24 protein-coding genes are annotated in these 22701 nt (G+C 53.6%); 14 read left to right on the top strand and 10 right to left on the bottom strand.

The window, feature by feature from the left end; translation table 11 throughout:
- Position 1 precedes the first annotated feature (1 nt).
- Together V2P20_RS11060 and V2P20_RS11055 are read left to right on the top strand one after the other, a co-directional pair.
- A complete protein-coding gene (locus V2P20_RS11060; RefSeq protein ID WP_331818267.1) occupies positions 2-1462 on the top strand; it encodes an efflux transporter outer membrane subunit in 1461 nt (486 codons plus the stop codon).
- Positions 1459-2691 carry an HlyD family efflux transporter periplasmic adaptor subunit gene (locus V2P20_RS11055; RefSeq protein ID WP_331818265.1) on the top strand — a complete coding sequence of 411 codons (1233 nt, stop codon included), beginning with the start codon at positions 1459-1461 and terminating at the stop codon, positions 2689-2691. The genes V2P20_RS11060 and V2P20_RS11055 overlap by 4 nt, the downstream gene beginning before the upstream one ends.
- Before the next feature lie 45 nt (positions 2692-2736).
- On the opposite strand, the gene V2P20_RS11050 is transcribed toward V2P20_RS11055, so the two are convergent.
- Entirely contained in the window at positions 2737-3144 is a 408-nt protein-coding gene (locus tag V2P20_RS11050) for a TraR/DksA family transcriptional regulator (protein WP_194968446.1), read from the bottom strand.
- A 75-nt stretch (positions 3145-3219) separates the two neighbouring features.
- Positions 3220-3465, bottom strand: coding sequence for a DUF1496 domain-containing protein (locus tag V2P20_RS11045; RefSeq protein ID WP_331818263.1), 246 nt, complete (start codon positions 3463-3465; stop codon positions 3220-3222).
- Between the two features lie 514 nt (positions 3466-3979).
- Here V2P20_RS11045 and V2P20_RS11040 point away from each other — a divergent pair.
- The 9 genes from V2P20_RS11040 to rluB all read left to right on the top strand — a co-directional run bounded on the left by V2P20_RS11040 (position 3980) and on the right by rluB (position 12260).
- On the top strand, positions 3980-4639 hold the full coding sequence (locus tag V2P20_RS11040) for a diguanylate cyclase (RefSeq protein WP_331818261.1): 660 nt from the start codon (positions 3980-3982) through the stop codon (positions 4637-4639).
- A 170-nt stretch (positions 4640-4809) separates the two neighbouring features.
- The gene (locus V2P20_RS11035) at positions 4810-5547 is read left to right on the top strand and encodes a rhomboid family intramembrane serine protease (protein ID WP_331818259.1); all 738 of its coding nucleotides are present in this window, start codon (positions 4810-4812) and stop codon (positions 5545-5547) included.
- A 189-nt stretch (positions 5548-5736) separates the two neighbouring features.
- On the top strand, positions 5737-7656 hold the full coding sequence (locus V2P20_RS11030; RefSeq protein ID WP_331818257.1) for an ATP-dependent DNA helicase: 1920 nt from the start codon (positions 5737-5739) through the stop codon (positions 7654-7656).
- On the top strand, positions 7653-8336 hold the full coding sequence (gene tsaB / locus V2P20_RS11025; protein ID WP_331818255.1) for a tRNA (adenosine(37)-N6)-threonylcarbamoyltransferase complex dimerization subunit type 1 TsaB: 684 nt from the start codon (positions 7653-7655) through the stop codon (positions 8334-8336). The genes V2P20_RS11030 and tsaB overlap by 4 nt, the downstream gene beginning before the upstream one ends.
- 42 nt (positions 8337-8378) lie before the next feature.
- The gene (locus tag V2P20_RS11020; RefSeq protein WP_331818253.1) at positions 8379-8999 is read left to right on the top strand and encodes an L-threonylcarbamoyladenylate synthase; all 621 of its coding nucleotides are present in this window, start codon (positions 8379-8381) and stop codon (positions 8997-8999) included.
- A gap of 16 nt (positions 9000-9015) precedes the next feature.
- Positions 9016-9669 carry a site-2 protease family protein gene (locus tag V2P20_RS11015; protein ID WP_331818251.1) on the top strand — a complete coding sequence of 218 codons (654 nt, stop codon included), beginning with the start codon at positions 9016-9018 and terminating at the stop codon, positions 9667-9669.
- A 9-nt stretch (positions 9670-9678) separates the two neighbouring features.
- Positions 9679-10491 carry a ScpA family protein gene (locus V2P20_RS11010; protein ID WP_331818249.1) on the top strand — a complete coding sequence of 271 codons (813 nt, stop codon included), beginning with the start codon at positions 9679-9681 and terminating at the stop codon, positions 10489-10491.
- Between the two features lie 211 nt (positions 10492-10702).
- The gene (scpB, locus tag V2P20_RS11005; protein ID WP_331818247.1) at positions 10703-11308 is read left to right on the top strand and encodes an SMC-Scp complex subunit ScpB; all 606 of its coding nucleotides are present in this window, start codon (positions 10703-10705) and stop codon (positions 11306-11308) included.
- Positions 11262-12260, top strand: a complete 999-nt coding sequence (rluB, locus tag V2P20_RS11000) for a 23S rRNA pseudouridine(2605) synthase RluB (protein ID WP_331818245.1) — start codon at positions 11262-11264, stop codon at positions 12258-12260. The genes scpB and rluB overlap by 47 nt, the downstream gene beginning before the upstream one ends.
- Before the next feature lie 117 nt (positions 12261-12377).
- Here rluB and V2P20_RS10995 read toward each other — a convergent pair whose 3' ends face one another.
- From V2P20_RS10995 to V2P20_RS10965, 7 genes are all read right to left on the bottom strand, one after another.
- Complete coding sequence (locus V2P20_RS10995; protein ID WP_331818243.1) at positions 12378-12830, bottom strand: nucleoside deaminase; 453 nt, start codon at positions 12828-12830, stop codon at positions 12378-12380.
- A 312-nt stretch (positions 12831-13142) separates the two neighbouring features.
- Positions 13143-14159, bottom strand: a complete 1017-nt coding sequence (locus tag V2P20_RS10990) for a bacteriohemerythrin (protein WP_331818241.1) — start codon at positions 14157-14159, stop codon at positions 13143-13145.
- Between the two features lie 351 nt (positions 14160-14510).
- Positions 14511-15059: a putative Fe-S cluster assembly protein SufT gene (gene sufT, locus V2P20_RS10985; RefSeq protein ID WP_194968435.1), complete on the bottom strand. Its 549-nt coding sequence runs from the start codon at positions 15057-15059 to the stop codon at positions 14511-14513.
- Between the two features lie 10 nt (positions 15060-15069).
- Entirely contained in the window at positions 15070-15798 is a 729-nt protein-coding gene (locus V2P20_RS10980) for an SDR family NAD(P)-dependent oxidoreductase (RefSeq protein ID WP_331818239.1), read from the bottom strand.
- Entirely contained in the window at positions 15789-16469 is a 681-nt protein-coding gene (locus V2P20_RS10975) for an HAD-IA family hydrolase (protein WP_331818237.1), read from the bottom strand. The genes V2P20_RS10980 and V2P20_RS10975 overlap by 10 nt, the downstream gene beginning before the upstream one ends.
- Before the next feature lie 7 nt (positions 16470-16476).
- Positions 16477-17184, bottom strand: a complete 708-nt coding sequence (gene ubiG, locus V2P20_RS10970) for a bifunctional 2-polyprenyl-6-hydroxyphenol methylase/3-demethylubiquinol 3-O-methyltransferase UbiG (RefSeq protein WP_331818235.1) — start codon at positions 17182-17184, stop codon at positions 16477-16479.
- Between the two features lie 68 nt (positions 17185-17252).
- Complete coding sequence (locus V2P20_RS10965) at positions 17253-18578, bottom strand: TRZ/ATZ family hydrolase (protein WP_331818233.1); 1326 nt, start codon at positions 18576-18578, stop codon at positions 17253-17255.
- A 60-nt stretch (positions 18579-18638) separates the two neighbouring features.
- On the opposite strand from V2P20_RS10965, the gene mtnA reads away from it, so the two are divergent.
- From mtnA to V2P20_RS10950, 3 genes are read left to right on the top strand one after another with little or no spacing between them, the layout of a single operon-like run.
- Entirely contained in the window at positions 18639-19685 is a 1047-nt protein-coding gene (mtnA, locus tag V2P20_RS10960) for an S-methyl-5-thioribose-1-phosphate isomerase (RefSeq protein WP_331818231.1), read from the top strand.
- Positions 19672-20391 carry a sulfate transporter CysZ gene (gene cysZ / locus V2P20_RS10955; protein ID WP_331818229.1) on the top strand — a complete coding sequence of 240 codons (720 nt, stop codon included), beginning with the start codon at positions 19672-19674 and terminating at the stop codon, positions 20389-20391. Before mtnA ends, cysZ begins: the two co-directional genes overlap by 14 nt.
- A 16-nt stretch (positions 20392-20407) precedes the next feature.
- Positions 20408-21019, top strand: a complete 612-nt coding sequence (locus tag V2P20_RS10950) for an inorganic pyrophosphatase (RefSeq protein WP_331818227.1) — start codon at positions 20408-20410, stop codon at positions 21017-21019.
- A 68-nt stretch (positions 21020-21087) separates the two neighbouring features.
- Here V2P20_RS10950 and pckA read toward each other — a convergent pair whose 3' ends face one another.
- Positions 21088-22668 carry a phosphoenolpyruvate carboxykinase (ATP) gene (gene pckA, locus V2P20_RS10945; protein WP_331818225.1) on the bottom strand — a complete coding sequence of 527 codons (1581 nt, stop codon included), beginning with the start codon at positions 22666-22668 and terminating at the stop codon, positions 21088-21090.
- Between the last annotated feature and the right edge of the window lie 33 nt (positions 22669-22701).

Here is a 22701-nt window from a genome sequence, read left to right as displayed (position 1 = left end):
GATGCGCAGACAGATTGGTAAACGTCGAACAATAACAGGGTTGCTGATCGGCCTGATGTTGCTGGGCAATGGCTGCGCTCTGCTGCCGGAGGCCGGCGACAGAGCAAAATTGCTGGATATGCCGAGCCTGGAGCAAACCGCGAATGCCGATCCGGCCGTCGAAAAGCGCGTCAGGGAATGGCCGAGAGCCCAATGGTGGCGCGACTTTCACAATCCGGAACTGGGGCGTCTGGTGGAAACGGCGTTGAGCGGAAGCCCGGCGCTTCGGATCGTCCGGGCCAGACTGGGCCAGGCGCAGGCCGTGGCCGATTATCAGGCTGCCGAGATGCTGCCCAGCGTGGGAGCCAGCGCCGACGTTCATCTGCGCCATTTCTCCGAGACCGACTTCTATGGTCCCACCGGCGGGACAACCGCTTTTGGGGCTTATATTGACCCGCTGGTGTTTCGCTATCACCTCGATCTTTGGGGCAAGGACAGGGCGGCGCTGGAAGCGGCGCTGGGCAGAGAGCAGGCGCAGGCGTCGGAACTGGCCGTGGCGAAACTGATTTTAAGCACCTCCATCGCACGCAGCTATTTTCGCTTATGCTCTGCCGAGGACGAGATCAAGCTGGCTCAGGCATTGATTGCCGATGCCGAAGAAATGCTGCGCCTTGCCAGGCTGCGCCGGGATAAGGGCATTGACAAGCAGGACCCCGTCCACGCCGCCGAGCAGAAGCTGGCGGCAGCGCATCAGCGGGAAGCCAGCTTGCGCGCAGAAACCCGGGTGCTGCGCAACCGGCTGGCCGCGCTGTCGGGGCAGGGGCCGGACTGGGGTAAGGCCATCACAACCTCAGAGAGTGCCTTTCACGGACCGTTCCCGTTGCCCGAGTCATTGTCGATAGGCCTGTTGGCTCACCGGCCGGACGTCGCCGCGGCGCTTTGGCGGGTCAAGGCGGCCGCCAAGCTGGTGAAAGTCGCCGAAACCGAATTTTACCCCGACGTCAACCTGGTGGGGTTCGCAGGCTTGCACAGCTTGAATCTGAAGGATCTGTTCCTTTCCAACGGCGCCAGCGTGGCTTATTCGATCGGGCCGACCGTGACGTTGCCGATCTTCGAAGGCGGGCGCCTGGAAGCTTCCTTGAAGAATGAGCAGGCCGGTTACGACGCCGCGGTGGAAAGTTATAACGAGGCCTTGCTGAGCGCGGTGCAGCAAGTGGCCGATGCGCTGGCGCACTGGCGTAAAAGCCGGGAACATGACGAAGCCCAGGAGTGGGCGCTGCACGCCGCCGAAGCGGAAGCAGCGCTGAACGAAAAACGTTTTCGGGCCGGCCTCAATACGCGCGACAGCGAGATCGAGGCTGATATGCAGATGATGGAACAGCAACTGAAACTCAGCGAGTTACAAGCCGAACATCTTCAGGCGGCGGTCGGGCTGATCGAAGCTCTGGGCGGCGGTTACGAAAGCAAGGCAAGCCAGTTATGAATAAAACGCAAGACAGCAAAATCAGCCCGCTTAAAATGACGCCGAGAGTCGCGGGCAAACGCCGGCGACGGTGGCGGGATCTGCGGGCGCGCCGGTTGACGCTGGTCGCCTCGGTAGCCGGCCTGGCCGGGCTTGTTTATTTGAGCTACTGGCAGTTCCATAGCCGGCATTTCGTGGTTACCAACGACGCTTATGTCACGGGCAATCTGGCCTCGCTGAAGGCGCAGACCAGCGGCACGATCGTGGATGTGCGCGTCGACAATACGCAATACGTGCGCGAGGGCGACGTACTGATGCGTCTCGATGGCCTGGATGCCCAGGTTGCACTGGAGCGGGCGCAGGCCGATCTGGCCGAGGCCGTGCGTCAGGTTGAAATCCTGTTCAGCAAGGTTGAGACGCTGCGCCAGCGGCTTGCCGAAAAGGAAGCCGCGCTCAATCGAAGTCGCCGCGACCTCGCGCGTTACCGCAGCGTGGCCGAAGACGGCGCCGTTTCGGCGCAGCAGATCGAGGATACGCAGTTCGCCGTCCTCGAACTCGAAGCCGCCATCAGGCAGATCCGCGCCGAACTGAGCGGGGCCGAGGCCCTGGTGCATGGCGCCGGACTGGCTGGCAATCCCAAGGTCCAGCAGGCCGCCGCCGCCCTCAAACGGGCCTATCTGGACCGGGTCAGGCAGGACATCGTGGCGCCGGTGTCGGGATTCGTCGCCAAGCGCAGCATTCAGCCCGGTGAACAGGTGCGGCCGGATACGCCGTTGCTAGCCATCGTGCCGTTGGATTATTTGTGGATAGAGGCCAACTTTCTGGAAAGTGAATTGACTTTCGTGCAGCCGGGACAGCCGGTCGAAATCACCGTTGATCTGTACGGGACGGATGTGGTCTATCACGGCGAGGTGCTCGGCCTGGGCGCAGGCACCGGCAGCGTATTCGGCCTGCTGCCGCCGGAAAACGCCACCGGCAACTATATCCATATCAGCGAGCGCGTGCCCGTGAGGATAAGCCTGAATCCGGAGGAACTGCGCGCGCATCCGTTGCGTCCCGGGCTTTCGGCAATCGCGCGCATCGATACTCGAAAGCCGGGGCGCTCGGTGCTGGAGCCTTTGACTACGACGCCGCCGGGAACGTATATGACCGATGTTTATGATGCCCAGCTCGAAGGAGCCGATGCCCTGATTGATAAGATAGTCGAGGATAACCGGCTGTCCGGCGCAGCAGGGATTGCGCGTCAATGAGTCATAAATCGGGCTCAAACAATCCCTGCGCCATACAGGCGTGTTTTACAGGTTGACTTCCAGGTCAGGCGTTATTCTGGCGGCATAGGTTCTTTCATAAAGCGTTTGGCAGACAATGCAGCGTTTTGCGGCGGGGTAGACCAGCAGACGCTTGAACGCTATGGGCGAATCGCACTCGATACAGATGCCGTAGTGGCCCTCGGCGATGCGCATCAGTGCGGCGTCGATATCGTTTATTTCATGCACGTGCCGGTCTATGCTGGCGAGGTTGATATCAACAAGAAGGTCCGCTACCGATTCATCTCCTGAGTCATGAACCGCTCCGGCCAACTCCCTGTATTGTTGATTGTCATAAGACAGCAGTTCTTCGCGTATTTCATTGCGCAGCTCCATATAGCGGCTTTTTAACTGCCTTTTGAAATTGTTGACCTGGAATTCAGATAATTTATGCATGATTAGAAACCTTTAGAGGTGATGATATGCCCGGTATTGGAATTCATTGATCAATAACGGCATGGTTTGGGTTGTTTAAATGTTGTCGGGATCACAGGAGCCGGCTTTTATCCAGACGCCGTAATCGCAATGCAATAAATTGTCGCCGCTGCAGACATAGGCGCCATGATCATATCGCCTATTATTGAACAGGCAGCTCTTGGCACCGGGTTGCTGAAGTTTGAAATCCTGGGCTTCCAACGGATACTCTTCAAGGATCGGCGAGGTGTTTAATTCTGGATCAGGCGCTCCGACTTGCGGTCTATTAATGCGATCAGCCATTTGTTCTATGCCTTAAGTATAATGATCGGGATGCTTCAATAGCATGATAAAAGACGCTTATATCGGTGGAGCCAATAGACGATTTGGGCTTTTCGCTAATGATTTTTGTCATATCGGTAAGTTCCGCAGGCGCATGTTAATGTTTGCTGATATCTTTCCGGCGGCGGTTAACCGCCGGCCGGTTTAAATTGCCGCAGGTTTATCTCAATCCGCAACTAATCCGCATCGTTGATAATCAAGTCTATTCAACATGAGCTGGCGAGTGAGCAAAAACCTGAACAGGATTATGGCTATTTATAGCGAATCAAATGTATTAAAAGTATTCGTAGGATCACTTAGATAATGATACGGATAGATAATGGCCGGATTTGTTTTTACTATAATGGATGCTTAGCTGAAATAGGCGCATATGAATGACGGGTTTTTGATTGAGGCGGCTTCTGTCTGCCGGTATTGGCAGAAAGGCTGATGCGATCGCACCGAGAGCGGTTTTTTTAGAAGAATAAGGAGAGTTATGGAAAAAAAGACATCACATCGAGGGCTTGATGACATCGGCAAGGCCTGGGGCTGGCTATTCGGCAAAAATAGGGACACAGATGTTGAAAAAGCTCAACTTGATGCCGTGGAAAAGCAAAAAATTGACAATGCCAAAGATGAACAGCAAGCCATAAAGACGGCTCAGGATGACCCGTCGGCACCGCCTGCATTAATCAACAGGGCAGAGCTGGAAAGGCTATTCTCTTTCTTTAAAACGAAAGCCGATAGATACGGTATGCGCATAGCCTTTCTTGATGTGTTCGTGGGTGATTGCTTAAGCATGGATCACGCGCTGGGGCGTCAGGAGTGCGAATCTCTGTTGAATGATATCTGTAACAGAATCATAAGCTTGAGCAGAAAAGACGAGTTTGCAGTAAAGCTGGATAGCAGTGAAGTGTATTTGTTCGTGCCGTTTTTTCAATCGGAGGAAGAGCTTTGCCTATTATCTGAAAGGCTGCTTAAAGGCATTGAAGAAGCTATACAAACGGAATACCGCAATCTTTCATTATCAGGCCGTGTCGGCATATCGATTTATCCCAAAAACGGCAAGACGCTCGATGAATTGTTATCGGCCGCGAGAAAAGCGCTATATAAGATCGATAGTGTCAATAAACGCCTCTATCATTTTGCCTTATAAGCCGGGGCAACTTTGAATCCAGTATGCGAATATAAACGTGCATTCGTGCTGATGCCGGTCGAAACCGTTATTTACGGCAGGTAACGCTTTACCAAATTCTTAGGTAGTGACACGCCTATTTATTTACCGCACAATTAGATTATAAACAGCTAATCGTTAAGGAAAAGGTTATGTTTCCAATCAGAGATGAAAATCCGAGAGTACGTCCGCCCGTAGCGACCGTCATCATTATAGGGCTTAACATTGCGGTATGGCTTTTTATTCAGGGCGGCGGGAGCGTTATGCCGCTGATCAAGTCATTTTGCCTTTACAGCCTGATTCCCGGCGATCTGCTCGGTACAGTGCCGCCTGGCACTGTTATTCCGCTGGTTGAAGATGTGGGTTGTGTCCTTGACGGCAAAGGCAGTGTCACAACCTTGATCACGCATGCCTTTCTGCATGGCAGCTGGTTTCATATCATCAGCAATCTCTGGTTCCTGTGGATTTTCGGCGATAATGTCGAGGATTCAATGGGATGGGGTCGCTTTATAATCTTTTATTTGGCTTGCACCATAGCGGCTGCCGGCGCGCAAATCGCTTCCGATCCGGCAGCGCTCACGCCGATGGTTGGCGCATCTGGCGCCATTGGCGGGGTGATGGGCGCCTACGCCAGGCTGTATCCTAGAGCGTCTATTTACACCTTGATCCCAATAGGTTTTTTTCTCACGACGGCAGTCATTCCGGCTGTGTATATGCTCGGTTTATGGTTCTTCATTCAGCTGCTCAGCAGTATATTCGGTGGAGACGGACCAGCCAACGTCGCATTCTGGGCGCATGGCGGCGGCTTTTTAGCCGGTCTGATATTAATAGGGCCCATGCACCGGCGGGATTATCTAAATGAGCATCGCCGTCTGAATCCGGAAAAATAAGACAAGCATTGCTAAGTTGATAAATCATGCGCCAATAAGATTCCTTAAAATTGCAGGATTTAGATTAAACAGACGATCGGCATTTTATTTATCGCGGTATAATCTGCAAGCGAATCAGGCTGTTTCGTACATTTTCCCTTTTATACAGGTTCATCCGCGTTCGCCCGTGCGGGCATTATTATTTCTCAAGTGACAGAATTAGAATCATTCTTCGGCAATGATGGCGCATTATCGAAGATAATTTCAGGTTATCAGCCCAGAACGGCCCAGATTGAGATGGCCGAAGCGATCGTGCGTGCCGTCGAAGAAAGCCAGAATTTGATAGCGGAAGCAGGGACCGGTACGGGCAAGACGTTTGCCTATCTGGTGCCGGCTATTTTATCGGGCAAGAAAGTCATTATTTCAACCGGCACCAAGAACCTCCAGGATCAATTGTTCAATAAGGATTTGCCAGTTATCCGCAGGGCCGTTAAAAAGCCTTTCATGGCTGCGCTGTTGAAAGGCCGCAGCAATTACTTATGCAGCTATCGGCTAAAGAACGCATTTGAGTCGACCCTGGGTTTCAGCAAGGACGACGCGGCGGCGCTGGCAAAGATCAAGTCCTGGGCGCAGCGCACCAAAATCGGCGATGTTTCGGAAATGTCCGAGGTTGCCGAGGCCGATCCCATCTGGTATCAGGCCACCTCGTCGGTAGAAAATTGCCTGGGGCAGGATTGTCCCGATTATGCCGAGTGTTTTATGGTCAAAGCCCGCAAGAAAGCGCAGGAAGCCGAAATTCTGGTCGTTAACCATCACTTGCTCTGCGCCGACTGGTCGATACGCGACAGCGGTTTCGGCGAGCTGCTGCCGGATGCCGATATCGTGATCATCGATGAGGCGCATCAATTGGCCGATACCGCTTCAAACTTTCTTGGCATCAATATAGGCGGCAGGCAGCTCAGCGATCTGGCCAGTGATGCATTGGTCGAGTATTTCAAGGATGCCACCGACATACCGGCCCTGCGCACGGCTTGTGAAGATCTGGACCATGAAGTCAGGGATCTGCGCCTGGCTTTCGGGATCGAGCTGAAGCGCGGCGAATGGTACGAGATTGAAAACAATCCCAAAATAACCGCCGGCCTGAACGCCGTGAAAGAGCAACTGCAGCGCCTGACCGACCAGCTAGAGCTAGCCTCGGTCAAGACCAAAGGGCTGGAGTCGTGCTTCAAGCGTGCCGAAGACCTGCTTCAGCAATTGAAGATCATCATCGAAGACGACAGCGGCAAATGGATACGCTGGTACGAGATCCACAAGAAAAGCTTTACGTTGAGCCGGACGCCGCTCGATATCGCGGCCGAGTTCCGCTCGTTCATGCAGCGGCATCAGGCCGTCTGGATCTTTACCTCGGCGACGCTGAGCGTGGCGAACAAGTTCGATCATTTCTCGAATAACCTGGGCTTGACCAATGCGGCCAGCGCCAGTTGGGGCAGCCCGTTCGACTACGCCAACCAGTCGCTGTTTTATCATCCCAAAGGCTTGCCGCAGCCGAATGATCCCGAGTTTATTCCGCTCATCATGAATTTCGCCTTGCCGGTCCTGCAGGCCAGCAAAGGGCGGGCATTTTTCCTGTTTACCAGTCACCGCGCGCTGAAACAGGCCGAAATGCTGCTGAAGGACAAGCTGGATTACCCGTTGCTGGTGCAGGGCAGCCGTCCCAAAGGGCTGCTGCTGGAACAGTTCAAAGAGGCCGGCAACGCTGTTCTGCTGGGCACCTCGAGCTTCTGGGAAGGCGTCGATGTGCGCGGCGAAGCTTTATCCTGCGTGATCATCGACAAACTGCCGTTCTCATCGCCCGGCGATCCGGTGCTGAAAGCGCGCCTGAACGCCATGGAACGGCAGGGCCGCAATCCGTTTTTCGAACACCAGCTGCCTGCCGCCGTGATTGCGCTGAGACAGGGTATAGGCCGCCTGATCCGCGACGTCAAGGACAGGGGCGTGCTGATGGTCTGCGATCCGCGCCTGTTGAAGCGGTCCTACGGCCAGATTTTTCTGGACAGCGTGCCGCCCATGAAGCGCACGCGCGATATCGAGGACGTGCGGGCATTCTTTCAACAAGAGACTGAAAAATGAAATTACTAGCGGTAGAAACATCCACCGAAGCCTGTTCGGCGGCGCTGTTCATAGACGGGGCCGTGGCCGAGCGGTTTGAAATATCGCCCCAGAAACATACCCGGCTGATATTGCCGATGATCGATGGTTTGATGGCCGAAGCAGGGCTCAAACCGCAGCAGCTCGATGCCCTGGCGCTCAGCCGAGGACCGGGCAGTTTTACCGGCGTGCGTATCGCCACGGGCATCATCCAGGGCATCGCCTTCGGCGCCGATCTGCCGGTCGTGCCCGTGTCCACGCTGGCGGCCATCGCGCAGGATTTTTTTGATAGCTGCGATGACAATATCTCCTTCACGGCCATGGATGCGCGCATGGGCGAGATTTTCTGGGGCGTTTACCGGCGCGATGAGCGGGGCTATGCCGAACTGCTGGGCCAGGAAGCCGTGACACCGGCCGAACGGGTCGAGTTTCCGGCGCTGGCCGGCGTTGGCGTCGGTTCTGGCTGGGGCGTCTATCAAGACCTATTGATGGCTCGGCTGGCAGGGTTCGTCGAACGCTGCGAGACCGGTTTATTGCCGCGTGCCGGCGCTGTTGCGCGTTTGGGCGCATACGGTTTCGAACAGGGACTGGCGGTCGATGTCGAAAAGGCCATGCCGGTTTATCTGCGCGACAAAGTCGCAAAGAAAGAATCGGAGCGATAATACGGTATAATAGCTCATCGTTTGCAACCTCCGCATCAGGCAATGGCTCAATATTTCGAAATTCATCCCGAGAACCCGCAGCTGCGTTTGATACACCGCGCTGTGGACATCATTCGTAAAGGCGGCGTCATCGCCTACCCGACGGATTCATCCTATGCGATTGCCTGCCAGATCGACGATAAACAGGCGCTGGACAGGGTTCGCCGCATCAGGCAGCTGGACGAGAAGCACAATCTGACGCTGGTCTGCAATGACCTGGCGCAGGTATCGAATTTCACCAAGATGGGCAATGATGCCTTCCGGTTGATCAGGGCTTTAACGCCGGGTCCGTTTACGTTCATTCTCGGCGCTACGCACGAAGTCCCGCGCAGGCTCCAGCATCCCAGGAAAAAAACGATCGGCATACGCATTCCCGATCATCCCGTCACGCAATTGCTGGTTCAGGAACTGGGCGAACCTTTGCTGAGTTCCACGCTGATATTGCCGGGCGACAGCGAGGCGCTCACCGATCCTTACGAGATCAGAAACAGGCTTGAACATGAGCTGGACCTGGTCATCGACGCCGGCATCATTGCCTCCGAGCAGACGACCATGATCGAATGTTCCGGCAGTGGCTGCGAAATTGTCAGACAGGGCAAGGGACTTGCCCCCATGCTCGATTGATACAGGAAAGCAAATTATGATGAATGAATTGACGCTGCTGCAGCGTATAGTGGTTTGGGTATTGCCGGTGGTTTTCGCGATTACCGTGCATGAAGTCGCTCACGGCTGGGTTGCGAGAAAATACGGCGACAACACCGCCTACATGCTGGGCCGGCTGACCTTGAATCCAATAAAGCATATTGATCTGGTCGGCACCATTATTTTGCCGGGCATATTATTGATCACGGGGACCGGCTTTATTTTCGGCTGGGCCAAGCCGGTGCCGGTCGATCCGCGCTATTTCAAGAATCCGCGCCGGGATATGGCGATCGTCGCGCTGGCAGGGCCTGTATCCAATCTGCTGATGGCGATCAGCTGGGCTTTGTGCGCGCGCATAGGCGTTGCGCTGAACATGGAAGTCTTATCATTGCCGCTGATTTATACGGGCATTGCCGGCATTTCCATTAATCTGGTGCTGGCGCTGATCAATCTGTTGCCGATTCCGCCGCTGGACGGCAGCCGTATTCTGACCGGCATTCTGCCTTCTCGGCTGGCCTGGAAATACAACCAGCTGGAGCCTTACGGTTTTTATATTCTGTTGCTGTTGTTGGCAACAGGCGCTTTGGGCGCGATTCTGGCTTATCCGATGTATATTGTTCAGCAGCTGTTTTTCTCGATTGCCGGACTGTAGTTTTTTGAGATGAATCAAAATACAGCCGAGGTTCTGGAGGAGCCGCAAGCCATCGCTATAGTTCATGGCGCGCCGTTCAATGAGTTGCCGGAAGACCTCTACATTCCGCCCGATGCGCTGGAAGTGTTTCTGGAGGCTTTCGAGGGGCCGCTGGATTTGTTGCTGTATTTGATCAGACGGCAGAATCTCGATATTCTCAACATACCGATCGCCCAGATTACGCATCAGTATGTCGCTTATATACAGATGATGGAGTTGCTGAATCTGGAGTTGGCGGCCGAATATCTGGTGATGGCCGCGCTGCTGGCGGAGATCAAGTCCAGGATGCTGCTGCCCCGACAGCCGGAAGCGGAAGACGAGGAAGAAGATCCCAGAGCCACGCTGATCCGCAGATTGCAGGAATATGAAGCGATCAAGAATGCGGCCGAGGAAATCGATCTGATGCCCAGGATTGAGCGTGATCTGTTTGAAACGCCAGTTGATGTTTCCACGCTCAACGTCGAGAAAATATTACCTGATGTTCAGTTAAGAGAACTGTTGCTGGCGTTTCAGGATGTACTGAAACGCGTAGAACAGCTTAGTCACCATCAAATTATCAAAGAACCGTTATCTGTCCGTGAACGAATGGCAACCATTTTGGAAAAACTTGAAGGAGAAAATAGTCTCCTTTTCTCGCAATTATTTATCCGAAAAGAAGGACGACAAGGGGTCGTTGTCTCGTTTCTGGCCATCCTCGAACTCAGCAAAGAGCGGCTCATCGACATCATCGAATCAGACGCCATTGCCGGGCTTCGAGTCAGAAGAGCCGGCAGCGCCGCCTGAGCCAAAAAAAGAGCGAAAGCCCAGAAAAGCCAAACCGGTACCCAATCTTGCGACTGATTCAGATACCTCAATTATTCCCGAGCCTGTTGAAGGGCCGCCTGTCGATCTAGACAGACTTAGAGCCTACGTCAGCCACAAGAATCGACGCCGACAATATCAACCCATACAATTACCCGAACCGCTACCCGTCAGTGAGCAGCCGGAATTCAACATGGAAATCAAACGCATAGTCGAAGCCATTTTATTCGCTGCCAGCAGACCGATGACCGCAAAACAGGTGCAACAGGTCTTTCCCGAGATCGAACAGCCGGAATTGCCGGAAATTCAGGCGGCCATCGACGCCATTGTCGAAGAATACCGGTTCAGGCCTGTCGAACTGAAAAAAGTGGCCAGCGGCTATCGGTTCCAGGTCAAGCAGGAACTGTCGCGCTGGGTGGCGCGGCTTTTTGAGGAAAAACCGCCCAAATACTCGCGCGCCTTGCTGGAAACGCTGGCTATCATCGCCTACCGTCAACCGGTGACGCGCGGCGATATCGAAGATATTCGCGGCGTCAGCGTCAGCAGCAGCATTATGCAGACGCTCATCGAGCGCGAGTGGGTGCGCATAGTGGCGTATAAGGAAGCGCCGGGGCGGCCCGCGGTTTACGGCACGACCAAACAATTTCTGGATTATTTCAATATTGCCGCGTTGGAAGAGCTGCCGACTTTACAGGAGATTCAAAATCTTGATTTGTCGGTGGACAACGGGCAACAACCCATGCAGGTAAAGAGTGAAGAGCAAGAAACCAGCGAACAGTTCGCAGAAACAGCCGAATAACAGCAAGGCACCGAAAAAGACCGATCGCGCTAAACCGGCGGCGGGCGAACATTATAAAAAAGCGCCGCGGCGCGACGGTTCAGATGCACGGAAACCATTCAGCAAAACCAAGCCGGCCAAGGCACCCAAAAAGACCGATGCGGATCAGCCGGCAGAAGGCGAACGCATCCAAAAAGTACTGGCGCGCGGCGGCGTCGGTTCCCGTAGGGAAATCGAGCGCTGGATAGAAGAAGGACGGGTCAAGCTGAACGGTGTAGATGTCACCCCAGGCACCCGTTTAAAGCCGGGGGACTTTTTGCAGATCAACGGCCGGGTCGTGCACTGGGAAAAATTCGGCAAACAGCCTACGCGCGTGCTGCTGTACCACAAGCCGACCGGTGAAGTCGTTACGCGCCGCGATCCGGAAGGCCGGCCCGTCATATTCTCGCAGTTGCCGGAACTGGCGGTGGGCCGCTGGATTGCGGTAGGCCGTCTCGATATCAACACCTCGGGATTATTGCTGGTGACCAATAACGGCGAGCTGGCCAATCGCTTGATGCACCCGTCCACATCCGTGGAGCGCGAATATGCCGTGCGCATTCTGGGCGAAGTATCGGATGCGACGATGGAAAAGCTCAAGCAGGGCGTGGAACTGGAAGACGGCAAGGCCAAGTTTGACGAGATCCATTTTGCCGGCGGCGAAGGGGCCAATAAATGGTATCACGTCATTGTGACCGAGGGCCGCAACAGGCTGGTCAGGCGTTTGTGGGAATCGCAGGAGGTCACTGTCAGCCGGCTGATTCGTCTGCGTTACGGGCCTGTGGTGCTGCCGGAGCGTTTGAAAACGCAGGCTTTTTATGAACTGACCGATAAAGAACTGGATCTGTTGTTTGAATTCGCCGGTATGGCTAAAGAGGAAAGATCGGTTATAACCGAGCCCGAAGTGAAAAGCCACAAGCCCAGACGGCGTTAACGCCAGTCACGTCCGCTGACCTGTTATATAAGTCCTATAAGCAACCTTATAAGCTGGTCAGCGGACGTGACTGGGCCAGTTCGACTGCAGGGGCTGATAACTTTTTAGGCGACCGGCTTATTCCACGGCGATATCTTCATTCCAAAGTTGCGGCTTTTCCCGGATTAAACGGGCCATCAGTTCGATGCACCGTTCATCGTCAAGCAAGATTACTTCGACGCCATGGCTTTTTAAAAACTCAATGTTGCCGGGAAAATTTTTGTTTTCGCCAACGACAACGCGTTTAATGCCGAACTGAACAATGGTGCCTGCGCACATCATGCAGGGACTGAGCGTTGTATACAGGGTAACGGCCTTGTAACTGCTGCGCCGCCCGGCTTGCCGCAGGCAGTCCATTTCGCCATGCGCGATCGGGTCGCCTTCCTGAACGCGTTTGTTGTGGCCTACGGCTAAAACCTTGCCGTTTTCAACCATTGCCGCACCGATAGGCAAACCACCTTCGTCGTAGCTTTTTTGCGCTTGCTCAAAAGCCATGTCCATGAATTTTTGGTCTTGTTCTCTCGTTGTCATAATTGATCACCACTTCTCTGCAATTATTTAGTTTCGACTTGCTTGTCCAGTCATTCCTTCGTTTATCTGCGCGGAAACGAAGCTGGCGGTAGTTTACTGATTATGGCAGAAGTGCGCTTTGTCTGCGTCCATAATTTCTCCATCAGAATGACTGTTTTCTAATGGTTTTTCTTCAGACACTTTCTGGAGACAAGGCGTTGGTATCAGGCATTTACGAAACGAGGGCAGTTGGCGGACAAAATAGATTAATCGGCAAATAGACTCTGATCTGTGTCCTTTGATGACCCTGGATAATATGAATAATGCCTGCAGTCAGCGGTCCTGCCGCGGCTTCTTTCCTGACTGTATCAGGCGGCCTTGGGTTTCTTTCAATTTTCGGTGTAAAACCCGTTGCGCTTCCTTTTTTCGATTAAACTTTTCATGGATTTGCTGCAATTCCTGGGTTCGTTTTCTTAAAGTTTCTTCAAGTTGAGCCACAGATAAAGCCAGTGCCGCTTCAATCTGTTTTTGCCTGGAAATATTCATGCCCCAGCCGATAAAGCCGGCAAACTCGTTATTTTCAAACCTTCTGGGAGCCGCGGTTTCTAAAACATGAAGGCAGGTCTCATCACGGGCAATCAACCGGTATTCAATCTGCACTATTGAGCCTTCTTTAAACGCTCGGGCATATTCGGCCAGTAATCGATTGCAGTCATCCGGGTGAATGTAATTCAGCCATGCGTCGGTTGAATAGTCGCTGGCCGTTAAACCAGTGACTTGCTGCCAGTGTTTATTACAGTAAATAAGCCGGTTACATTCATCCTTGAGCCAGATAAAGACGGGCAGATGATCGACAAACGTTGTGAATTGGCTTTCGCTGTCCTGTGGCGCACTGCCGGAAGTGTCTTTGATGAAGTAGCATGCGCTGGTTTCGCCGACAGCTTGCTCGACTTCAAGCATTGTTAACGCCATCTGTTTATCGGCATTGAGTATATGGTCGGTGAGCCAATCCATAAAAAAATTGAGCAGTTCCAGCGAGATTCTTTTCGGGTTGATTGCACACCGGAGTTGCTCTTTGGCAATTTTTTTAACAAATTCCTGATGTTTTACCCGATGCTCCAGAAAGAGCGGTTCAGGATAGTCATTTTGACGCATGAAATTTTCTTCGGCATCGAAATGATAATAGATATAGGCGACCAGTTTATCTAATGTTCTGATCAGGACCTGCTGCGCTTCTCCCATGGCAATGACCTCATTCAACCGATTGATTAGATTGAACAGCCGCTTATGCTGTGTATCAATCTTATCAATACCGGTAGTGAATTTTGGGTCCCAAGGGAAGAGTGTCATGGTTCATGTGTATAAATTGACGGTGACAGTAATTTTTACAGTACCCGATAGTTTTATACAATCATGCAAAAATTATAATAATGTCAGTAAATGCTGATAATCTGATTGAATAGGGTCAGAGGACAACATTGATGAATAGGGAGAGTTGCCGGAAAAACAACATTCCGAGTGCATGCCGTAGCGGCAATGTAGCCGGGATGAAAACCGTTTCCCGGTTAATAGTCCTGAAGAAAGGTGAGGGATGGCGGCGGCCGGAATATAGCATCCATCATGCAGCCGCCGGGAAATATCAGGTCCAGGCCCAGGTTGTGCAAGTTCGCGTACGTTCGTGTCGAGCCTGTTCGGGCTTGCTTAATACAGGCCTAGCTGCAACTGAGCGACTTCCGACATCATTTCGCGCGACCAGGGCGGATCGAGCACGATTTCGACATTGACGCTGGCGACGCCGGGCAGCGCGCGGATGCATTTTTCCACATCGCTCTGGATGACAGGCCCCATGCCGCAGCCGGGTGCTGTCAAAGTCATCATGACGTGCACGTCGTTGAGCCCTTCACCAGTCGGCGTGACCTGGCAGGAGTAAACCAGGCCCAGGTCGACGATGTTGACCGGAATTTCCGGGTCGTAAACCGTTTTCATGACTTCCCAGCAGTTTTTTTCAACCGCTTCAGGGCTGGTATCCTTGACCAGGGTGTGCAGTTGATGCTCATCCTTGCCCAGCGCGTCGGCATCGACGCCGGCAATGCGAACCATGTGGCCGTGTTCGGTTACGACGGTGTAGTTGTTGCCGAGAGACTGGTGAATAGTAACCTGATGGCCTTTGCTCAAAGTTCCGGTATTGCCGTCCGGTATAGTGACAACATTGACATCGCGGGTTAAAACAACGGTTTCTCTTTCTGCCATAATAGTTCAGTTATAGATTAAAGGTTCGGGCGTCTATAATCTGGCCGGTAATGCCAATGCTTTCGGCGCCAAATAAATAGACATAAACGGGGGACAGGGATTCCATGGCGGGCAGCTTGTGTTTGTCTTCCGCCGGATAAGCGCGCTTTCTTAGCGGCGAGTCAACAGGGCCGGGCACTAAGGTATTGACGCGTATTTTGTTGAAGGCTTCAAGTTCTTCGGCCAGGATATTGGCCAAGCCTTCCATTGCTATTTTCGATACGCCGTAAGCGCTGGAAAAGGCCGGCGCGTTTCTGGCGGATGAGTCGGAGGTGAAGACGATCGAGGCATGCGCGCTTTTATTCAGCACCGGCAGCAACACGCGGCTCAGCAGAAAAGGCGCATTCAGATTGACGTTCAGCGTATGCCCCCAGTCCTTGGTTTTGGTGACTGAAATAGGCGAGAATGCGGTGAATTCCACGGCCGAATGCAGAACGCCCTGCAGGGAACCGTATTTTTCGTCGATTCTGTCGGCCAGTTCCTGATAGTCCACTTCATTGGCGCCCGCCAGATCGAAAGGATAAATAATAGGTTCCGGCGCGTTGGCGGCTACGATGGCGTCGTAAGTTTTTTCCAGTTTGGAGATGCTTTTATCGAGCAGGATAATATGTGCACCCTGTTTGGCCAAGGCCTGCGCCGCCGTGCTTCCCAGGCCGCCGCCTGCACCGGTGATAAGAATGACGTGATGAGTTAGCGGCATGTGAATGACTCTATCCAGGTTGGAATTTGTTCGGGCGACTCTATCAGCGCATCGGCGCCCCAGGTTTCCGGCATGTCGCCCGGTTTCAGGTAACCGTACAGTGCGGCCAGGGTTTTCATCCGGGCATTTTTTCCGGCCGCAATGTCATGAACGGCATCGCCGATAAAAACGCATTCCTGGGGCTGAACGCCGGCCTGCCGGCAGGCTTCCAGCATCGGTTCAGGGTGCGGCTTGCTGTTGGCCGTAGTATCGCCGCTGACGATGCAGGCGGCCCGCGCTGTCAGTTTTAACGCTTCCATTAGCGGGTCGGTAAAACGCTTGCGTTTATTGGTCACGACGCCCCATTTCAATCCCAGCGCTTCGATGATGCCCAGTGTTTCGGCCATGCCCGAGAAAAACGCCGTATGTTCGGCAATATTGGTCTGGTAGTAATCGAGCATGCTCTTTAAAACAGCAGCCTGAATCTCCTGATCGGTACCGGCGCCCATGCTCTCCCTGACCATGGCTGCACCGCCATAGGAGATAAAAGGGCGGATAGCTTCGGGCGCGACGGTTGAAAAGCCATGCTCGGCCAAAGCCTTGTTCAGGCTGGCGATCAGATCGGGCGCGGTATCGACCAGTGTGCCGTCCAGGTCGAATAAAACGCAGGCTAATTTGAAGTCGGTCGACATTGGGCGTCTACTCGGGCCGTCTGAATGCGGCGAGGTAGTTGACATCGATGTCGTTGCCAAGGCTGAAACGCTTGGTGAACGGGTTGTATTCGATGCCCACCATGCCTTGCAGTTCAAGGCCTGCGCTGCGGGCGGACTGGCTCAATTCCGACGGCTTGATGAAGGTTTTGAAATCATGGGTGCCTTTGGGCAGCATTCTGAGCACGTGCTCAGCCGCGACAATGGCCAGCAGATAGGCTTTCGGCTGCCGGTTCAGGGTCGAGAAAAACACCATGCCGCCGGGCTTGACGAGCCGGGCGCAGGCGCTGATGATAGAGCCGGGGTCCGGCACATGCTCGAGCATTTCCATGCAGGTGACATGGTCGAAGCTTTCAGGCTGCTGCTCCGCCAGCGCTTCGGCGCTGATCTTCTGATAGTGCGTATTGACGCCGGATTCCAGTCCATGCAGATCGGCGATATCGATCAGTTCTTCGCTGAGGTCAATGCCCAGCGCATCGGCGCCAAGTCTGGCGAGTCCTTCGGTTAAAATGCCGCCGCCGCAGCCGACGTCAACGATGCGCTTGCCGGCGATTTCCGCATGCTGCTGGATGAACTGGAGGCGCAGCGGATTAATGTCGTGCAGGGTTTTGAATTCGCCTTGCGGGTCCCACCAGCGTTCGGCCATTGAGCCGAATTTGTTGATTTCGTGCAGATGTACGTTGTCTGATGCTGTCATCTTATGAACCGTGTGTTGGATGGCTATTAGTGTACTATATTAGTAGGTTATTCGTCATTACTGGTTGCTCATGCCGACAAGCGTTGCCGCCATTCGTCGAGCTTCTGTTTTAAATCCGTCATATCGATCGTGGTCAGATTGCGCTGTTTCAACAGGCGTTTGCCCGCTACCCAGACGTCGGTAACTTGCTGGCGGCTGGCGGCATAGACGATCTGTGAAACCGGACAATACAGGGGCTGGGTTTCCAGTTGCGACAGGTCGATGGCAATGACATCGGCGGATTTGCCGATGCTGAGCGAGCCGATTTCATGATCCAGACCCAGGGCTTTGGCGCCGTTGATGGTGGCTATGCGCAAAGCGGTCATGGCCGGGATGGCGCTGGCATCATTGGCAACGGCTTTGCCGAGCAGCGCGGCGGTGCGCAGCTCCCCGAGCATGTCCAGGTCATTGTTGCTGGCCGCGCCATCGGTGCCCAAGGCGACGTTGATGCCCGCCGCCAGACATTTGGCGACCGGGCTGAAGCCGCTGGCCAGCTTCAGGTTCGATTCGGGACAGTGCACGATATGCGCGCCGGTTTCGGCAACCAGATTGATTTCGTCATCGGTCAGCTGGGTCATGTGGACGGCTATGAATGATGGACTGAGCAGGCCCAGTTCATGCAATCGTTGCAACGGGCGCTGCCCGGTTGCCTGCTGTGCCTGTTCGACTTCGTGCAGGGTTTCGTGCACATGCATGTGCACGGGCAGTTCCAGTTCATCGGCAAACGTTCTGACTTTGCTCAACGGCTCATCCGAGACCGTATACGGCGCATGCGGGGCGAACGGCGTCGAGATCAGCGGATGATGGCTGAGCTGATCGTGCAGGGCCAGGCCTTTTTCGATGTAGGCTTCACTGTTTTCGGCCCAGACTGACGGAAAATCGATCACGATCAGGCCGACGCTGGCGCGTATGCCATGATGCAGGGCCTGTTGCGCTGTGATCTCGGGAAAGAAATACATGTCATTGAAGCAGGTCGTGCCGCCCAGAATCATTTCGGCAATAGCCAGATCGGTGCCGTCGCGCACAAACGCTTCACTTATCCATTTCTGCTCCAGAGGCCAGATATGGTTTTGCAGCCAGTCCATCAAATGCAGGTCGTCGGCGATGCCGCGCAGCAGTGTCATGGCCGCATGCGTATGGCTGTTGACGAAACCGGGCAGCAAGGCGTGACTTTCCAGGTTTTCTGTTGTCGTACCTTGGTATTTTTGTCTGGCTACATCTGAGGGCAGCAAGTCGATAATCCGGCCGCCATCGATAACCAGGGCATGGTATTCATATACGGAAGGAGTCGTAGTTACGGATTCCGGTTCAACGGGTATAATCCAGCGCGCATGGATCACTGTATCAACTATCATAGGTATTCCTGTTATTTAGACGCGGAATTATAACTTTTTTAACTTAAATTTTGATAAATAATGACAAGACAGAGTAAATTGGCTGTACAAGCCCTGCAATGGACAGGCGCTGCTTTAAAAGTATTGGATCAACGACAACTCCCCGAAACAATCGTTTATGATGAATACAGCGATGCCGCCGGCGTGACGGAAGCCATTGCTTCCATGCGTGTGCGCGGTGCGCCGGCGATCGGCATTGCGGCGGCTTACGGGGTCGTGCTGTCTGTCATGCGGCATTATTCGGCCGGATCGGACCAATGGCGGCAACAAGTGGCGGCCGATATCGACAGGCTGGCGCATTCCAGGCCGACGGCCGTCAATCTGTTCGGGGCGCTGGATCAGATGAAAGCGGCATTGAATCAGGCACAGGGCGATCCGTTAGCCGCTGCGCTGACCTGTGCCGAGAAAATCCATGCCGACGATATCGCCGCCAATCACGCCATGGGGGAACTGGGCGCCGATATTCTGGCCGGCGCCAAAGGCATCATGACGCACTGCAATGCCGGCGCGCTGGCGACGGGCGGCTATGGCACGGCGCTGGGGGTTATCCGCAGCGTCTATCGACGTCAGCCGGTCAATGTCTATGCCGGCGAGACCCGACCCTGGCTGCAGGGCGCACGCCTGACCGTCTGGGAATTGGCCCAGGACGGCATACCGGCAACCTTGATTGCCGATTCGGCGGCGGCCTGGCTCATGAAATCCGGCGCGATCGATTGGATAGTCGTCGGCGCCGATCGTATTGCCGCCAATGGTGACGCAGCCAATAAAATCGGTACCTATTCCCTCGCTGTGTTGGCTAAACAACATGGCGTCAAGCTCATGGTGGCTGCGCCAACCTCGACGATAGACTGGAGCATCAAAGACGGCAGCAGCATAGAGATCGAACAACGCAATCCAAATGAACTGCTGGCATCTTGTTACATCAAGGAGGATTCTCTGGTCAGTGCCTGGAATCCGGTGTTCGATGTGACGCCGGCTGAATTGATTTCAGCGATCGTGACCGAGAAAGGGGTAGTATTGAATCCGTCTGAACATGGGGTAGGGAGTCTAAAACATGCAGATCAATAAAAAAGGCAATAATCCGGTACTGGCGGTCGGCTATTTCTTTAGAGGATTGGGATTATTGGCCAGTCCTCAATTGCGCGCTTTTCTGATCGTTCCGGTCTTGATCAATCTGGTGCTGTACAGTGTGATGCTGACGTTGGGCTATTTTTATGTCGGCAGCCTGATTGAGCAATTTATTCCCGATTGGCTGCAATGGTTGAGCTGGATCTTGTGGCCGCTGTTTTTTATCAGCTTTTTCATCGTCGGTTTTTTTACCTTCACGATACTGGCGAATCTGATAGCGGCGCCGTTTTACGGCAGATTGGCGGCAAAAACGTTGGCTATCGTCACTGGGAAAAACGGCATTGTCGCAGAACAGCCTTTGTCGAAAGTCATGGCTGCCGAAGTCAAACGATTCGGGTATCTTGTTGCGCGGGCTTTGCCGTTACTGTTGTTGTCTATTATTCCCGGCCTCAATGTGATTGCGCCTTTTCTGTGGGTCTTGTTCGGCGCCTGGGGCATGGCGCTCGAATACATGGCTTACCCGCTTGAAAACGAAGGCGTGCTGTTTTCGGAACAGAAACAGCTGGCCAAAGAGATGCGTCTGGGTGCCTTGAGCTTCGGCGGATTGACCATGGCAGGGTTGACGTTGCCGTTATTGAACATTGTCGTGGCGCCGGCTGCCGTCATTGGTGCAACTATTTATCTCCATGATGTCAAACAGGGTTAAAGGCACGAGGTTGATTATGAATAAACAATTTAAAGCGCATCCCTGGCATGGCATCAGGCCTGGCGATAATGCGCCGGTCGCTGTGACGGCATTTATTGAAATTGTGCCGACCGATACGGTCAAGTATGAAATCGACAAGGCCAGCGGTTATCTTAAAATCGACCGGCCGCAGAAGTTTTCCAATACCGTGCCGACGCTATATGGCTTTATTCCGCAGACTTACTGTGCCGAGAAAATTGCCGAGTTTGCAGGATTGAAATCCGGTAAAACGGCTATTAAAGGCGATGGCGATCCATTGGATATTTGCGTATTCAGTGAACGTGCCATAACACATGGGGATATTATTGTGCCGGCTATCCCCATTGGCGGATTTCGCTTGCTGGACAAAGGCGAGGCCGACGACAAGATTATCGCGGTCATGGAGGACGACGAGTTTTATGGGCAATGGCGTGACGTGTCGGATTGCCCCGAATCCTATATCAACCGCTTAAAGCATTATTTCCTGACCTATAAAAATCTTCCTGATGAAGACAGTTTTAGCGAGATAGTCGATATTTATGGGCGGGACGAAGCGCAAGAGGTGATCAGAAAGGCCATGGAAGATTATAAAAATCACTTTGGCCATTAAGCTATTTTTGCGTCAAAGCCGGGGACGATGAGAGATCGCCCCGGCTTTGAAAGTTTAATGCAGATATATCAGATGTGCGGACCGGCTTTGGTGAAGTCGAAATCATCGCCGGCGCTGATATATTTTTTGAAGTTTTCGATGAACATGCCAGCCAGTTTTGCCGAAGTCGCATCGAAAGCCTCTTTATCAGCCCAGGCATCGCGCGGGTTGAGTCGGGCATCATCGACGCCCGGCAATTCCTTGGGAATGAACAGGCCGAAGTAAGGGATTTTGTTAAACTCGGCATTGTTGATGCTGCCGTCCAGAATCGCATTGATACAGGCACGGGTCGCTTTAATGCTCATGCGCTTGCCGATCCCGTAACCGCCGCCGCTCCAGCCGGTATTGACCAGATAGGCGTTAACGCCGTGCTTTTCCATTTTTTCGCCGAGCAGTTTGGCGTAGACGGTCGGGTGCAACGGCAGAAAGGCCTCGCCAAAACAGGCAGAAAAAGTGGCCTGAGGTTCGATAATGCCGCGCTCGGTGCCTGCAACCTTGGCCGTATAGCCGGACAGGAAATAGTACATGGCCTGGTCTTTGGTCAGGCGGGATACGGGCGGCAGAACGCCGAACGCGTCGCAGCTCAGGAAAATGATATTTTTCGGCAGGCCCGCCCTGAGCGTCGGCTCATGGTTTTCGATATGCTCGATAGGGTAGGAGACGCGCGTGTTTTCCGTTTTGGAGCTGTCGAAGAAATCAACCACGCCGTCTTCGTCATACACGACGTTTTCGAGCAAGGCCTTGGGCTTGATGGCAGCGTAAATTTCCGGTTCGTTTTCCGGAGACAGGCCGATGCATTTGGCGTAGCAGCCGCCTTCGAAGTTGAAAATGCCTTCATCGCTCCAGCCGTGTTCATCGTCGCCGATCAGCTTGCGCGCAGCATCGGTCGATAAAGTGGTTTTGCCGGTGCCCGACAGACCGAAGAATAGAGCCACATCGCCGCCTTTGCCGACATTGGCGCTGCAATGCATCGACAGGATACCATTTAGCGGCAGCCAATAGTTCATCATGGTGAAGATGCCTTTTTTCATCTCGCCGCCGTACCAGGTGCCGCCGATGATGGCAATGTTCTTTTCGATGTTGAAAATGCAGAAGACTTCAGAATTGAGGCCATGCTTCTGCCATTTTTCATTAGTCATGTTGCTGGCGTTATAGACGCAAAAATCGGGCGCGAAATGCTCGAGTTCCGATTCGTCGGGGCGGATGAACATGTTTTTGACAAAATGCGACTGCCAGGCGAATTCGGTAATGAAACGCACGGATTTGCGCGAGTGCTCATTGGCGCCGCTGTAACCGTCGGTTACATAAATATCCTTGCCGGAAAGATAATCGATGACGTCCGCATAGAGTTCATCAAAAACCTCGGCCGAAACAGGCTGATTGATTTTGCCCCAGGCGATATGTTCGCTGGAGGGAAGCTGTTGGACAAAATACTTGTCCTTTGGCGAGCGTCCGGTAAATTTGCCGGTATCGACCATCATAGTCCCATTGCTTGATTCCTTACCCTCGTTTTTATCGACTTCGTGGGCATGCAAATCAGCGTAGCTGAGATTACGATAAACGGTACCAACGCTCTTCAATCCCAAACTTTCTGGGCTCAATCCACTCATTAAAACCTCTCACAGATGGTTTTTTCCACCATC

This window comes from Methylobacter sp. Wu1, from assembly GCF_036553575.1.
In the GTDB taxonomy this organism is placed as follows: Bacteria; Pseudomonadota; Gammaproteobacteria; order Methylococcales; family Methylomonadaceae; genus Methylobacter.
Note: the sequence above shows the minus strand (reverse complement) of the source record. Positions and strands in the feature narration are given on the sequence as shown.